General features: G+C 47.8%; 10 protein-coding genes. 9 read left to right on the top strand and 1 reads right to left on the bottom strand.

Features of this window, described 5'->3' with window-relative positions; genetic code table 11:
* Positions 1-408 precede the first annotated feature (408 nt).
* The 7 genes from KTH89_RS04265 (at position 409) to KTH89_RS04295 (ending at position 11,295) form a co-directional block, all read left to right on the top strand.
* Complete coding sequence (locus tag KTH89_RS04265) at positions 409-4,116, top strand: ATP-binding protein (protein WP_238720727.1); 3,708 nt, start codon at positions 409-411, stop codon at positions 4,114-4,116.
* Between the two features lie 140 nt (positions 4,117-4,256).
* Complete coding sequence (locus KTH89_RS04270; RefSeq protein WP_238720729.1) at positions 4,257-5,030, top strand: DeoR/GlpR family DNA-binding transcription regulator; 774 nt, start codon at positions 4,257-4,259, stop codon at positions 5,028-5,030.
* Between the two features lie 16 nt (positions 5,031-5,046).
* Positions 5,047-6,564, top strand: a complete 1,518-nt coding sequence (locus tag KTH89_RS04275) for a sugar ABC transporter ATP-binding protein (RefSeq protein ID WP_238720730.1) — start codon at positions 5,047-5,049, stop codon at positions 6,562-6,564.
* A 315-nt stretch (positions 6,565-6,879) separates the two neighbouring features.
* The gene (locus tag KTH89_RS04280) at positions 6,880-7,581 is read left to right on the top strand and encodes a cyclase family protein (protein ID WP_238720732.1); all 702 of its coding nucleotides are present in this window, start codon (positions 6,880-6,882) and stop codon (positions 7,579-7,581) included.
* A 72-nt stretch (positions 7,582-7,653) separates the two neighbouring features.
* On the top strand, positions 7,654-8,718 hold the full coding sequence (locus tag KTH89_RS04285) for a sugar ABC transporter substrate-binding protein (RefSeq protein WP_238720733.1): 1,065 nt from the start codon (positions 7,654-7,656) through the stop codon (positions 8,716-8,718).
* 107 nt (positions 8,719-8,825) lie between these two features.
* Entirely contained in the window at positions 8,826-10,328 is a 1,503-nt protein-coding gene (locus KTH89_RS04290; protein WP_158348288.1) for a sugar ABC transporter ATP-binding protein, read from the top strand.
* Positions 10,321-11,295 carry an ABC transporter permease gene (locus tag KTH89_RS04295; protein ID WP_158348286.1) on the top strand — a complete coding sequence of 325 codons (975 nt, stop codon included), beginning with the start codon at positions 10,321-10,323 and terminating at the stop codon, positions 11,293-11,295. The genes KTH89_RS04290 and KTH89_RS04295 overlap by 8 nt, the downstream gene beginning before the upstream one ends.
* Positions 11,296-11,433: 138 nt before the next feature.
* Here KTH89_RS04295 and KTH89_RS04300 read toward each other — a convergent pair whose 3' ends face one another.
* Positions 11,434-12,516 (bottom strand): LacI family DNA-binding transcriptional regulator, encoded by a 1,083-nt coding sequence (locus KTH89_RS04300; protein ID WP_238720735.1) that lies wholly within the window; start codon positions 12,514-12,516, stop codon positions 11,434-11,436.
* A gap of 307 nt (positions 12,517-12,823) precedes the next feature.
* On the opposite strand from KTH89_RS04300, the gene KTH89_RS04305 reads away from it, so the two are divergent.
* Both KTH89_RS04305 and KTH89_RS04310 read left to right on the top strand, forming a co-directional pair.
* A complete protein-coding gene (locus KTH89_RS04305; RefSeq protein WP_158348282.1) occupies positions 12,824-13,915 on the top strand; it encodes a sugar ABC transporter substrate-binding protein in 1,092 nt (363 codons plus the stop codon).
* Between the two features lie 134 nt (positions 13,916-14,049).
* On the top strand, positions 14,050-15,552 hold the full coding sequence (locus KTH89_RS04310; protein WP_238720736.1) for a sugar ABC transporter ATP-binding protein: 1,503 nt from the start codon (positions 14,050-14,052) through the stop codon (positions 15,550-15,552).
* The last annotated feature ends 11 nt before the right edge of the window (positions 15,553-15,563 follow it).

A 15,563-nucleotide genomic window follows, 5' to 3' on the forward strand; every position in this document is an offset into this window, starting at 1 on the left:
GAACACGTGATGTGTTCCCGGTTCAGAGGCTCTTGCCCGTCGGACGTGAAGTCCGCCGTGCATCCTGAACCCGGCTTTCCGATTTCACTAAGCGTATTCGCAGCCGCCCTATGCGCTCCCAGGGAGATACAAAAGAACCCGGCCGCCCGGAGCGTCCCCGGATACCGCCCGCGGTGCCAAGCCCTAAGCAGCGGACATGCGAAGCCCCCAGGAAGAGCGCTAAGTTAGTGCGACAGCCCCGGTTCTGTGCCGGAAGCAGTTCAAAGGGGAAGAACCTTCTCCCGAAGCCTCCATGAGAACCCAGCGTCAGCCTGCAAAAAAGTATTGATAAGAAAAGCGGATAGGCGTATGCTGAGAATAATACATCATCAGGGGTATCGTTTTGGACGGGGAAGGAGAAAGGGGACATTGAGAAAGTCTTTCAAACAGGGGCGGTGGCTGTTGGCTGCTTTTATCATACTGGCTCTGTGTTATACGAATGGTAAAATAACGGCCGGAGCCGGCCGGCCGGAACAGAATAACGGGATACAGAGTCAAACTGCTCAGAGCGATCCGAATAGCCGGACGGACAGAACGGCTGATTCGGAAACGGGGCATCAGTCCGAAACGGTCCGGGTCGGCTTTTTTGCGTTTGAGGGTTACCATATGATTGACGGGCAAGGAAAACGCAGCGGGTATGGATATGACTATCTCCAATACCTGGCCCGATATACGAATTTTACGTATGAGTACGTAGGCTATGATAAGAGCTGGAGTGAAATGCAGGATATGCTGGAGGCGGGAGAGATCGATCTCCTGACTTCAGCCAGGAAGACGCCCGAACGCCTGGAGCGATTTGATTTTTCCGATCAGCCGATCGGGAGCAGCGCGGCCATTCTGACGGTAAAAGCGGGGAATAACCAGTATATGGTGGACGATTATTCACAGCTTGATGGGATACGCATCGGCCTGTTGGAAGGGAACAGCAGGAACGATAACCTGGTCCAATTTGCGCAGAAACATGATTTTGTCTATAAGCCGGTCTATTATAAGAACAGCGGGGCTCTCTCGAAGGCCCTTCAGCAAGGGGATGAGATTGACGCGGCTTTGACCAGCAATTTAAGGAAGATCGAAAAGGAATGGGTCATAGCCACATTTGATGACACGCCATTTTATATTATGGTTCAGAAGGGCAATCAAAAATTGCTGGATCAGGTCAACCGCGCGGTCGGGATACTCAAAACAGAACACCAGGATTTAGAAACGCTTCTGACGGACCGGTATTACACGGCAAACAGCGGAGATGAGATCTCATTTACGGCGGAAGAGCGCAGCTATATTAAGTCCTTGCAGGAGAGCGGCCGGAAAGTAAAAGTAACGATCAATTCCCAGAGGGAACCGGCCTCTTATTTTGTCGACGGAGAAGCCAGAGGAATCCTGCCGGAGATTGCAAAAGCAGTAATGAGCAGAACAGGGCTCCCCTATGAATTCGTGGAGACGCCTCCCACAGTAGACGCAAGGGAACTGCTGGCCCGGGGAGAAGCGGATGTGCGGTTTGACGGGGCGTCTGATTTTAATGATGCGGAGAGCCGGGGACTGCGCGTGACAGATCCCTATCTGGAGCTGCCGCTTTCGGTTGTTACGCTAAAAAATTTTGCCGGGCATCCCAAGTCTGTAGCCGTCATGCGAAATTCCGACGTGGTGGAAGAATACGCAGAGCAGCTGTTCGGCGATTCCGCGGTTACCCGCTACGATACGACGCAGGAATGTATGGACGCAGTATTGAACGGCAGACAGGACGCGGCTTTTTTTCAGACTTATATAGCTCAGCGGCTTGTAAACGAGGATGCCAGGAACCGGTTCCGGGAACAGCTGGTGCCGGGATATGGGCTCAGCTTTGCGGTTTCTGTCAGCCGGGATAATGGTTTGCTCTTTTCTGTTATGGATAAAGCCGTACTCAGCATGAGTTCGGATGAGATTAACCGGATTGTGCTGGAACAGACTTCGGATTTTGCTGCCGACATGTCATTGACAGGATTCCTGTATGCGCATCCGGTCCTTTGGCTTTTAATGCTGGCCGCTGCGGCCTGCTTTGCCATTATTTTAATCCTGTACATATTCAGGCAGAAGAATCTGAACCTGGAACGGGAAAAGGCACGGGAGCTGGAACGGTTTATTTCCTATGTCTGCAAGGCGAACGACAAAGTAATAGAGGTGGAATCGGGCGGGAAGAGATGCTGGTACTATCAGGTGGATGATGGAAGAGTCAGAAGCAGAGAGAAGATTCTGGACGAAGGAAATCTGGAGATAAACGGCCTGCATCCCGAGGATCGGGAAGGTGTAGATAAACTGGTGCAAAAGGAAAGTATGGGACGCATGGCGGAAAACGGGGATGAAGTATATTTTGAGTGCCGGGTTAGAAAGAATCCGCAGTCCCCATACCAATGGTTTTCCTACACGCTTCAGGGGGTGCCGCCGAAGGAAGAACGGATTCCCGGCAGTCTGATGGTGTTTATTAAAAATATAGACCGGGCAAAGCGGGAGGAACAGGAAAAACGCCAGGCTCTTAAGGATGCACTGACCGCTGCACAGCAGGGCGCTGAGGCCCGGGGGGCTTTTATGTCCCGCATGTCCCATGAGATCCGGACGCCTCTCAACGCTATCTTGGGATACTTGACGATTGCCGGAACCAATCTGCGGAATCCGGATAAAATGAAAGAATGTTTGGGTAAATCCGAATTTGCGGCCCGGCAGCTATTAAACATCGTGAACGATGTGCTGGATATCTCAGCCATCGAGAGCGGTAAGATGAAAATTGCCAACGAAGTATTTAATATCCGGGAACTAATATCAGGAATCACTTCGATCTTCCATACGCAGGCTTCGGATAAAGGAGTAAATTTCCGTGTGTTCCTTAGCGATTTGACGGAAGAGGAGCTGATGGGTGACCAGTTCCGGTTAAACCAGGTTCTGCTGAATATCCTGTCAAACGCGGTAAAGTTTACCCCTGAGGGCGGCCGGGTGACGCTTTCCATACAACAACAGTCGGCGGATGACCAAAGAGTGTATCTTCAGTTCCGGATAAAAGACAGCGGGATAGGTATGCCAAAAGGGTATGAGTCCTGGCTGTTCCAACCATTCGAACAGCAGGATGCCACTACAGCGCAGAGATTCGGCGGTACCGGTCTGGGATTGTCCATTACAAAAAATCTGGTCTCCATGATGAAGGGGACCATTGATGTAAAATCAGAGGAGGGACAGGGCTCCCTGTTTACGGTGAATCTCTCCTTTGGTATTCCGGAAACCAGGCGGATTAGGGAAAAGGTCTATGATTTTTCCAGTCTTCATGTTCTGGTCCTGTTTGATGAGAACGGGGATTACCAGTACCTGGAGACTCTGCTGGGCAGGCTGGATATTACGTATGATATGACTCTGAAAACAGAGGAGGCATTAGAAAAGATAGCCTGCAGTAAAGAGAAAGACGAATGTTACGATCTGTGCCTCATTGATTGGGATAACCCGGAGATTCCGGGGGAAAGAGTGGCGGAACAGATCCTGGAAGCTGCGGCTCCCGGCAAGCCTATGCTGATCGCGGTCGCCTATGGGGACTGCGGGTCCCAGGAGGCCGCAGGGCTGATCGGCGGCACGATACGAAAGCCGGTGTTCCAGTCGTCCCTGTTTGATGTTCTCTCCAATGTATGCCGGCGCTGCGCGCTGGAAAGAACGAAAGTGGAAATGAAAACGGACTACGGGTTAAAAGGGCAGAGAATCCTGTTGGCGGAGGATAATGAGCTGAACATGGAGATTGCCAGAGAGATTCTGACCGGATATGGACTTGAGGTTGACGGCGCCGTGAACGGACAGGAAGCCGTAGAACGGTTTGAAGCGTCGGAGGAAGGGACTTATCAGGCGATCCTGATGGATATTCAGATGCCGGTTCTAAATGGTTATGCCGCTGCGCAGCTTATACGTGGCGGGACTCATCCCCAGGCTGCGGCTATACCGATTATCGCGCTTACAGCGGATGCGTTTGCGGAGGATATTAACCGGGCGCTGGCTGCGGGGATGAACGGACACGTGTCAAAACCGATTGACTTCCCGCATTTGTGTAAGACCCTGGCAGAATGGATAAAGTGACGTTTGTTCCGCGAATATGTCCGGATGTACTTGTACTTGCGGTGCGAAATTTATGATAGTATAATATACGAAGACGCGGCATTTATCTGTATTATCGATGTCCGTAAGAATATAGTGGCAGAAAAAAGGGGGTGAAGCGTTTGTTTGCCAGTCAACGTATTAATCTGATAAAACAAATACTGCTGGACGAGAAACAGGTAAATATTACGAGCCTGGCATTAAGGTTAAATGTGAGTGATGTTACGGTTAGAAAAGACCTGGATGTATTAGAAAAGGAAGGATTTTTAAAGAAAGTGCACGGCGGGGCAATATTAACCGAAGACGAGACTCAGAACCCAATCGAATTTGTCAGTAACGTAAGCTCATATGCGGAAAAAAAGAATATAGCCGGCCTCGCTGCCAATTTACTGCAGGATTCGACGAGCCTGTTCCTTGGACAGGGGACGACCTGTAAAATTTTCGCCTCAGATATCAGCCGGCATAGGAATATTACGGTAGTGACTAATAATATAGATGCAGTGGCCATCTTGATGAACAAAGTAAATTCGGTTCAGATCCTGGGAGGGGATGTGCAGGAAACCAATGGGACAGCCTTTTCGACAGGGCCCAAGACATGTGCGGATCTGGAGAATATGTTCATTAATCAGGCGTTTATCAGTGCGGACTGTGTGGATATCCGGGCGGGAATTACCACCAATAATTTGTATGTCCATGAAATTACCAGAAAGATTATGGAGATATCCAAAAATGTAATCCTGCTGGCAGATAAAACAAAATTTGACCATCAGGCGCTGCACCAGATCGCGCCGTTGGACGGCCTTACAGCGGTGGTCACCAATGAAGGGATTCCTCAAGAGTATAAAGACTATTTTTTTAAAAAGAATATCAAGCTGTTAACCGCATACGGAGATTAAAAGAGTGGGGTTGGGTATGGAAAAAGAATGGATTCGCATTGAGAATATTTGTAAATCTTTCCATAAGAATCTGGTTCTCGATCATATTCATGCAAAGTTTTATCATGGAGAGATCTGCTCCCTTCTAGGTGAAAACGGTTCGGGCAAGTCCACGCTTATGAAGATATTGGCCGGAATTTATGAGCCGGACGAAGGCCGGATCTTTATCAATGGGGAAGAGAAAAAAATAGAGACACCCCGCAGCGCGATGAATCTGGGAATCAGTATGATTATGCAGGAGCCGGCGCTGGCTCCGTCTTTAAGCGTTGAGCACAATATTTTTTTAGGAAATGAGATTTGCCACGGGCATACTCCGTTCGTCAATGGTTTTGTACAGCAGGAAAAAATAGAGAAAGTCTTTCAGATGTTGGGAGTTCGGCTGGATCTGTCTGCCCGGGTGAATACGCTCACACTGCTGCAAAAACGGATGATCGAGTTGGCCAGAGCGATTGTTTTTGAATCCGAAATGATAATTATGGATGAGATCACGGCATCGTTTTCCTCAGTGGATGTCCAAAAAATATTTTCAATTATTCGAAAACTGAAGCGAATGGGAATTACAACCCTGTTTATTTCTCATAAGCTTGATGAGGTCCGGGAGATTTCGGAGAGAGTTCTGATACTAAGAGACGGCAAAATGAGAGCGCAGTACCATGGCCTGGAAGGAGAAAATATTCCGAAGGTGATCAAGGAGATGGCCGGGATCGATTATCGGAACCGCTATCCGAAAGCAAGAGGCTGTAAGCCGGGCCGTATACTTCTTCGGGCAGATGGAATAAGCAATGAACATAATACGGTGAAAGAGGTCAGCCTTTTCGTAAGATCGGGAGAAATTGTCGGCCTTGCGGGGCTTCAGGGAGCTGGGAAAACCAGTCTGGCCCGTCTTCTCAACGGTGCGGACGCGGTAAAAAAGGGAAAGGTGTATTTGGAAGAGGAACCGGTCGTATTTAAAAGGCCCAGTGATGCGGTGACAAAAGGTGTCACATATATGAGCGGTATTTCGAATGAGAATCTCTTTCAGGAATTAAATACTTTTTTTAATATTACAATCATGAATTTGAAACGCGTACAATCAAGAACTCGTTTCCTGCAGAAAGATAAAATTGTAAGAAATACGTTTCAATATATAAACAGGATGCATATTCAAAATGTGGATCCCAATATACCGGTTAAATATTTAAGCGGAGGATCTAAGCAAAAGATTGCTTTTTCCAAGTTGCATTTTTCAAGGAAACAGATGTTGATTTTAGATGATCCGTCCGTGGGATTGGATATAGCATCTAAGGTTGAGCTGTATAATATGATGAATGCGTTCGCTCTTCAGGGCCATGGGATATTATTTATATCGTCGGATCTGCGTGAATTGATCGGAATGTGTGATCGGATCTATGTTATATATGATGGTGAGATTAAGGCGGAGTTAAGCGGAGAGGAAGCGACGAGCTTGAAGATACTGATGTATGCGAGCGGTAGTGATGGAAAAGTCTGTTTTTAAAGACTGGCTTCCGCTAAGCGGCGGGCCTTTATCTTTTAAATAAGTTAAAAAAGAAGCTGGGACAGGCTTCTTTTTTTATTGCTTAGAAAATCACACAGCCCTATCAATAAAATGCACAAAAGGCGGGAGGGGAAAAGGGACAAGCGCTTACATATATGGGAGGAATGTGACGAAAAGGAAAAGAAAAAATAAATAATTCACAAATAATCATAAATTAAAATAAAATTATTGAATAAAAAATAAAATTATGATACTATAAAAAAGCAAACAGAAGTAAAACAAATAATTTGAAAGGAAAACAAACAGGAGGTAATTATGAAGAGAGAGTATTTCGTGGATTTGACACAGCGTATGCTGCCGGGGAGAGAAGCAAATTTTGAATTCCAGGCAAAATCCAGCGATGCGACAGAGTTTATGCCGCAATTACAGCACGATGATGATGTGTGGTACATTATCAGCCGTCTTGATATGTGTACACATAATGGGACTCATGTGGAGGTTCCCTATCATCATTTGAAGGATGGGTTGGACGTGGCCCAGTTCCCGGTCAATCAGATGTGCGGAAATATGGTTTTGATTGATATTTCCGATAAAGAACCTTTTGCAGAAGTGACTCTGGATGAGATCATGAAATATGACGATCAGATTGCGGCGGGCGATATTCTGTTTTTTAAGACCGGCCGGGATAATCTGTTCCGGGATCCGGATCATTGGTGTGATTATCAATATTTGTCTATTGATGTGATTAACTGGATCATCCAAAAAGGGGTTATTTGTATCGGTACCGATGCGGCGGGAATCGAGGATATCGAGGCGAAGAACCAACCTGGGCACTGTACCTTGTTCCGGGCCAATATTCCACTGGTGGAATCGCTGACTAATTTGGATAAAGTAGAAAGCAATCAGTATCTCGTATTTGTGCTTCCGCTGCCGATAGAAGGCATGGAAGCGAGTCCGGTTCGGGTGGTAGCGATAAAAAAAGAGGGGCTGGTGGAAGAAGCGTCGCGTAAGGCGTGATAGATACGGGTGGATCGCACAACAGTGGAAAGAAAGAGTACATAACGTGTTCATTTGGAAGGGGGATTTTAAATGAAAAAGTGTTGGCTTACTTTTATGGCAGCGTGTTTGACAGGAGTATTATTGGCAGGATGTTCATCGGGATCAGATGGTGCGGCCGGAGATGCCGCATCCAAAGATTCTGCACCGGCGGCAGCGCAGCAGGAGCCTGCAGACGATTCTTCAAAGGATGGAGGAAAATCGACGGATTCGGCCGGGGATGCCAAAGAAAAACGTACGATCGGCTGTGTGATCATTTCAGGAACGAATCCGCACTGCCAGATCTTTGAAGAGGGTTTCCGCTCCGTAGTGGAAGAGAACGGAGACGAGGCGGTGGTCCTGGATGCGGATTATGATCCTGGAAAACTGATGTCCTGTTTAAGCGATCTGATAGCACAGAATGTAGATGGGATTGTGGTGGAATCCTGCGATAATCAGGCGCCTATCCAGTCCATAAAGGAAGCGGCGGATAAGGGAATCGTAGTAGCGGCCGCGGATATGCTTCTGGATGTGAAGGAGGAAGAAAATATTCTGGTGTCCCAGACCGTCTCGGATAACTATGACGGGGGTTATCAGTGCGGGCTTGATTTTGCCAAACGGGCGAACGGTGAGGAGAAGAATTACTTAATCATGGATTTTGAGACGAATACGGCTGCTGTTGAGCGGGTACAGGGATTCCAGGATGCGATCGCGGACCAGCCAAATCTACATCTGCTGGAGACAAATCAGCCGAATCCGGAGACTTTGGAGGCGAAGCTTGCGCTGATGGATACCTGGATTCAGAAATACGATAAGATAGACTGTGTGTTTGCCTATCATGATCCGGCCGCAATGGCATGTGTCCAGGCTCTGGAGGCGGCCGGTAAGCTGAAAGGTACGCTGGTCTATGGAGTGGATGGGAATATTGATGCAATCCAGGCGATCAGCGAGGGGAAGATGACTGCGACGGCGAAACAACAGCCGGATCAGCTGGCGATACTGTCTACCAAAAATATGTACCGCGTATTAAATGGGGAAGCGATTGACGGCGACTGGCTGACCAAGGTGCCGATCATCTTTATCGATGAGACAAATGCAAAAGAGTTCCTGGACGAATAGCATCCATAGTTGTTTGACTATTTACAAGGCCAGTGAAACGTCCTGCCGCAGGGAAAACAAAAAAGGCAGGGCGTTTCCTGATGGACAGGGTAATAGGGGGACAGTACATGAGCAGCGTATTTTTAAAAATGACAGGGATTCAAAAGTCTTTTGCGGGCGTACCGGCTCTGGAAGGCGTGGATTTTGAATTATATCCCGGAGAAGTCCATGCTTTACTGGGGGAAAACGGCGCGGGAAAATCCACCTTAATGAAGTGCCTGGCCGGTATTTATACGATAGAAGGCGGAAAAATTGAATTTGAAGATCAGGAAATCGAAATACATAGCGTGCAGGATTCAATTCGTCTGGGAATCAGCTTTATTCATCAGGAGTTGGCGCTGGCTGAGCAGCTTACGGTGGCCGAAAATATTTTTATGGGATGTGAGCCGGTCAAAAAGAACGGCCTCCTGGATAACAGAAAGATGCATGAGATGGCGGCGAAACTGTTGGAACGAATAGACGCCGGTTTCAGCACCTATGTAAAAGCCGGCGAACTTGGGACGGCGCAGAAACAGCTGGTGGAAATTGCCAAAGCTCTGCGTATTCATTCGAATATCATTGTCATGGATGAACCGACGGCAGCTTTGTCGCAAAGAGAAGTCGAGAGCCTGTTCCGGCTGATCCGGACCCTGAAGCAGCAGAAAATAGCAGTTATCTATATATCTCACCGGATGGAAGAGATATTCGAGATTTGTGACCGGATTACGGTCCTGCGGGATGGGAAAAACGTGGATACGATGAACGCTGTGGCTATCGACCAGGACAGACTGATCCAGAAAATGGTGGGACACAAGCTGATTGACTACTACGTAAAAACGGAGCATCCACAGGGGGATACGGTGCTGCGGGTAGAACATCTGACCAGAAAAGACCGCCGGGTTTTAGATGTGAGCTTTTATTTGAAAAAAGGGGAGATCCTGGGTTTTTCCGGTATTGTCGGAGCAGGAAGAACGGAACTGATGCAGGCTTTGTTCGGGATCGCGCCTTTGGAGGACGGGAAGATTGAGATTGAAGGGAGACAGATCAGAATTTCCAGCCCAAAGGATGCTGTGGCGTCGGGGATTGGACTGGTGCCTGAGGACAGAAAACTGCAGGGGTTGATTCTGCATCATTCGGTATCGTTTAACATCACTTTGGGCATTTTGGGGAAATTTATTCATTTTCCGTTTGTGAATAATGAACTGGAACAGGAGCTGGCGGAAAAGTACATACAGGCATTAGGGATCAAGACAGATACCAACAAGCAGCATGTAATCAATTTGTCAGGAGGGAATCAGCAAAAAGTGGTGCTTTCCAGATGGCTGGCGATATCCCCAAGTATACTGATTCTGGATGAACCTACCCGGGGAATTGATGTGGGGGCAAAAGCTGAGATTTATGCCCTTATGGATCAGCTGGTAAGAAATGGAGTCAGTATTATTATGGTATCATCAGAAATGCCGGAGGTCATAAATATGTGTGACCGGGTGTATGTGATGAAAGCAGGCAGAATCGTGGCGTGCAAGGAACAAAAAGAACTGGACCAGGAAGAATTACTGCGTTATGCACTGGGGGTAAAAAAGGATGAATAATAAAAATAACCGATTCTACAGATATAGAATCAATTTTATCAGCTCTTTGAAGATAAATGCCGGTATCCTGCTTGCGTTTGTATGTCTCTTTGTACTGGCGTCCGTATTGTCTTCAAAATTCTTAAGCTTTGATAATCAGATGAACGTTTTGAGGACGATTACCACCAATGCCCTGTGCGCGTTTGGTATGACTTTTGTGATTTTAACCGGAGGGATTGATCTGTCGGTAGGGTCCTTTATGTCGTTGGCCGGTTGCCTGACAACCGTACTGGTGGCATGGTTTCAAGTCCCGGCGATCTTGGCGGTGCTGTTGGCTCTGGTTGCAGGGGCTTTGTTTGGCGCAATGAATGGATTTATCATTACAAAGATGAAAATGCCGCCATTTATTGTTACGCTGGCGACAATGAATATTATCCGCGGAATATCTTACATCATCACCGGAGGCCGGCCGGTTTTGATTTCAGATAAGCTGTTTCAGAAAATCGGAGGCGGTTTCCTCGGAAAAATTCCGATATCAGCGGTATATATGATGATTGCGTTTCTCCTCATGTGGGTGCTGTTAAACAGAACAAAATTTGGACGCCATGTATATGCGACGGGAGATAATCTGACAGCGGCAGAATACTCAGGGATAGATACGGACCGTACTATATTCCTGGTGTATATCCTGTCCGGACTTCTCTCCGCGTTTGCCGGTATCGTTCTGAGCTCGCGTCTGAATTCGGGCCAGCCTATTATTGGCCAGGGAGCAGAATTGGATGCGATCGCTTCGTGCATCGTCGGTGGGATCAGTGTAACCGGAGGTTCCGGAACGTTATTCGGTACGCTCATTGGATGTATGATTATGGGAACGATCAGTAATCTTTTGAATCTGGTGGGAGTGGATTCCTTTGTTCAATTGGTGGTTAAGGGAATTATCATCATCGCGGCCGTTTATGTGGACGCTATGAGAAAAAGAAAAATATAATAATCTTCTGGAGCTCACCGATACATAGAACCTGCCCCAGACCTGCCGGCATGCATGCTCCGGAAAAAAGAGAGGCTTGTATACAAAAGGAAGGGCTACCCCCTTTCCCGCTGTACACAAGCCTCTCTTGCGTCCTCTTTAATACCCTTTCGCCGTAAAAGCCCCGACGGCCGTAGACTCCCTAAGGATCAGCTCCGTGTTGAGCAGCATATGCTTGACCTCGGATTCCGGATTCCGGATCTTCTCACAGAGCAGCTCACAGGCCAGGAACCCCAGCTGGAATTTGGGCTGGTTCACGGTGGTAATGGACGGAGTGGTGAGATGAGAGATATCGGTATTATCGAAGCCGATCACCAGAATATCCCCCGGAACCTTAAGACGGCAGTAATGGGCGGCCCGTATCGCCGCTGCGGCCAGCACGTCGGACACCGCGAAAAAGCAGTCCGGCGCATCCGGCATGGACAGAAGCTTAACGACCGAGGAGAACGCCATATCGGGACTCAGATCCGGCAGCTGGATGACCCATTGGGACTGAACTTCTATGCCGGCGGTTTCCATGGCCTTATAGTAGGCTTGCAGCCGGTTTTGGGAAAATTTGTAGCTGAGCGGCCCGTTGATGAAACCGATCCTCTTTCTGCCTGTGGAAAGGAAATAATCCATCGCGCGCTGGGTAGAAGTGAAATCGTTGATTCCAACGGAAGAGGCAAATTCGTTCTGGGTGTACTCGCAACACTGTACTACCGGGATGATTTCGGTGATCCGGGCTAACAGTTCCTCGGAAATCAGGTTCAGGAGGATGACGCCCTGGGCTTTTACATAATCCACTAATTCTAGAAATGTGTCGATGCTGGATTCCTTGATATGCCCGGAATAGAGCAGGAAATCAAATTGATGGTTCAAGGCTGAGGACTGAATCCCCTTGATGATTTCTGTATAAAATGGATTGGATATGGCAGGAATGTTGATGATGAGCAGACGCTTATCCACTGCTTTTTTGCTGTTGTTCCTATTAGTATAGGAAATAACCGGCGCTCGGTTCGGTGAGATGTCCCCGGCGGTTTCCTGCTTATAATCCAGCGCGGTGGCAGCCTCCATAATGCTCTGGTATGTTTTTGGATTGACGATACCCTTATGATTAAAGGCTCGTGAGACGGTTGCGGTGGACACCCCGGCACGGGCGGCAACCTCACGGACAGTTATTTTTATTTTTTGTTTCTCCATTTAATCTCTCCCCGCTTACATTATGTATTTACACAATATTTTCATGAAATAATTGTAACACATCAAAAAGGAAAAGTATAGACACATTCTGAAAAAAGATGAAAAAATTAAAATATTACATTGTAAAAGTGCATAAAATGACAGAAAATAATTGGACAACTTGACAAAAATGCGTTGTTTTCACAAAAAACGCCGGAAATACTGTTGACTTTTCATGAAATGAATGGTATAAATATTTCAGAAACTAAAAAATATTTCATGAAAATAAGTGAAAAAAGTTTCAAAAAATGGGAAAGAAGGTAATCAAATGAAAAAACTTACGGCGCTACTTCTTGTGGGTGTTATGTCCCTCAGTCTTGTGGGCTGCGGTAATTCTTCCGCTCCGAAAGACACCGGTTCCACGGGAGACACAAAAACAGAGACCGGCGGTGATGCGGGGGAAACTGCACCGGCCAAAGAGGAATCCGGGGATGCTTCCGGAAAACAGACGATTAACATCGCATGGTGTGATGACACTCTGGATGCGACACGGTCCCTGATGTTAGAGGCCTGCAAGAAGAGAGTGGAAGAAATTAACGCGGAACGGGATGACATCGAAGTAGTATTGAACTATTATGACGCGCAGGCCAGCGTTGACCAGCAGATATCAAATGTTGAGACGGCGGCTCTTACAAAACCGGATGTATTCGTATTCTCCTGTGTGGACTCGGAAGGAAGCCTTCCCTGCCTGCAGACCATGAAAGACACCGGCGCTTCGATTATCGATATTCGTGATATGGGTTCGGACCTGGTAGACGTAGTATTCTACGGCTCAGACGAGGAAACCTATAAAGCGGCGGTTCAGGACTGGGTGAGAAATTATCTGGATGCGAACCCGGATGTGAATCTGAAATGCGGTTTGATCTATGGAAAAGCTTCCCAGACGCTGCAGCTGATCCGCTGTGATCTGATGAAAGAACTTGCGAAAGAGATGCCGGAGCGTATCGAGATCGTAGCCGAAGGTTATGGAGATTGGGATACTCAGAAAGCCATGGGTATTATGGAAGACTGGATTCAGGCTTATCCGGAAATCAACTACGTATGCGCGGCCAATGATATTATGGCGCTGGGCGCTTCCAACGCGCTGGTATCTGCCGGCATCAAGGATAAAGTAGTCCTGACCGGAATCGATCTGGACAGCGGTCCGGAACTGATCAAAGATGGAAAACAGGATCTGGATGTGGGCGCTTCCATCACGGACAACGATCAGATTATGGACATCGCAGTGAAACTGGCGACAGATACCTGGGACGGCGGCAATACATATACCCTGGATGCGGTTATGAGAGTGGATGCTTCCAACATTGACGCATATATGGCCGGCGATTACGCAGCCTGCTCCTTTGCGATTGAGAAATAATAGGATTCAACGGCCGTACTGTCCTGTTGAATAAAAAGATATAACGGAAGCCCGGACGAAACGAGATTCCGGGCTTCCGGTTATTACGGCCGGCGCCGGCGTTAGACGGAGGGCCTACCATAAAGGAGACTTATATGGACGAAACAATTTTAAGGATGAATGGGATTGTAAAGGTATTTGCGGGAGTCCGCGCGTTAAGCGGCGTGCAGTTCGAACTGAAAAGAGGCGAGATTCACGCGCTGATCGGCGAAAACGGAGCCGGGAAGTCCACGCTGATGAAGATTCTGCTGGGCTTATATTCAGCGGATGCCGGAGAAATAATGCTGCGGGGCGAGAAAGTACATTTTAAAAGCCCGGCGGAGGCGCTAAGAAGCGGAATCTCCATGATACACCAGGAGATCAGCCTGGTGCCGGAGATGGATGTGTCGGAAAATATCTGGCTTGGAAGGGAGAAGCTTTTCAAAAGCTGCGGCCTTCTGAATAAAAAGAAGCGGGTGGACGAGACAAGAAAATTGCTGGAAAGTCTGGATATCCGTATCGATCCGACGAAAAAAATCAATGAACTGAGTGTGGCGAACATGCAGCTGGTGGAACTGGCCAGAGCCGTCTCTTATCACTCGGATATCATCATTATGGATGAGCCGACCTCGGCGCTGACGAACAAGGAAATCGGGCTCCTGTACCGGATTGTGCGCAAGCTTGCCAAAGAAGGGACGGCCATTATCTTTATTTCACACAAGCTTGAGGAGATTTATGAGATTTGTCAGAGAGTGACAGTTTTGCGGGATGGCACGTTCGTGGCTACGGAAAATTCAGAAGACCTGCCGATGGAGCGGCTGATATCCATGATCGTCGGCAGAAAGCAGAACCGGGTATTTGAAAAAGCGAATTATTCGACAGATGAAGTGATTCTGGAAGTAAAGGACCTCTGTAAGGAAGGGGTATTCGAACATATTAATTTTGAAGTACATAGAGGGGAAGTGCTGGGCTTTTCAGGACTTATGGGCGCGGGGCGCACGGAAATCATGGAAGCGATCTTCGGCATCACAAGGCCCGAATCCGGCGAGATCCTTTTCAAAGGCAATAAGATCGAAAACAAGAACCCTGCTGATGCGGTGGCAAACAAGATCGGCATGGTAACCGAGGACCGGCTGCGCACAGGGTCTATCTATACGCTGTCGGTGATGCAGAATACGACAATTGTGGCCATGAAGGAACTGGCCAATAAATGCAGTTTATATTCCCATAAAAAAGAACAGGACTTCTTTGAAAAATCAGCGACAGATTTTGAAGTGAAATATAGCTCCTCAAATGAATTAATCGGACAGTTGAGCGGAGGAAATCAGCAGAAAGTAATCTTCGCCCGATGGCTGTCGACGCAGCCGGAGGTTTTAATCCTGGATGAACCGACCAGAGGAATCGATGTGGGTTCCAAAGCCGAAATTTACCGCCTGATCTCGAAACTGGCACAGCAGGGCATGGCAATCTTACTGGTTTCTTCGGAAATGCCGGAGCTGCTGGCCTTAAGCGACCGGATCCATGTGGTACGCGAAGGACGTATCGTCTACAGCTGTAATCATCAGGATGCAACACAGGAAAAATTGATTTCTTACGCGTTTGGCGTTCAGAATGATTGAAAAGGGGACTG

The sequence above is a fragment of the Diplocloster agilis genome (assembly GCF_019042275.1).
Taxonomy (GTDB): domain Bacteria; phylum Bacillota; class Clostridia; order Lachnospirales; family Lachnospiraceae; genus Diplocloster; species Diplocloster agilis.

What these genes read in the sequence shown, in the direction of transcription:
- KTH89_RS04275 (WP_238720730.1), top strand. Translation starts at nt 5,047, where the DNA reads ATGGAAAAAGAATGGATTCGCATTGAGAATATTTGTAAATCTTTCCAT.
- KTH89_RS04280 (WP_238720732.1), top strand. Translation starts at nt 6,880, where the DNA reads ATGAAGAGAGAGTATTTCGTGGATTTGACACAGCGTATGCTGCCGGGG.
- KTH89_RS04285 (WP_238720733.1), top strand. Translation starts at nt 7,654, where the DNA reads ATGAAAAAGTGTTGGCTTACTTTTATGGCAGCGTGTTTGACAGGAGTA.
- KTH89_RS04290 (WP_158348288.1), top strand. Translation starts at nt 8,826, where the DNA reads ATGAGCAGCGTATTTTTAAAAATGACAGGGATTCAAAAGTCTTTTGCG.
- KTH89_RS04295 (WP_158348286.1), top strand. Translation starts at nt 10,321, where the DNA reads ATGAATAATAAAAATAACCGATTCTACAGATATAGAATCAATTTTATC.
- KTH89_RS04300 (WP_238720735.1), bottom strand. Translation starts at nt 12,516, where the DNA reads ATGGAGAAACAAAAAATAAAAATAACTGTCCGTGAGGTTGCCGCCCGT.
- KTH89_RS04305 (WP_158348282.1), top strand. Translation starts at nt 12,824, where the DNA reads ATGAAAAAACTTACGGCGCTACTTCTTGTGGGTGTTATGTCCCTCAGT.
- KTH89_RS04310 (WP_238720736.1), top strand. Translation starts at nt 14,050, where the DNA reads ATGGACGAAACAATTTTAAGGATGAATGGGATTGTAAAGGTATTTGCG.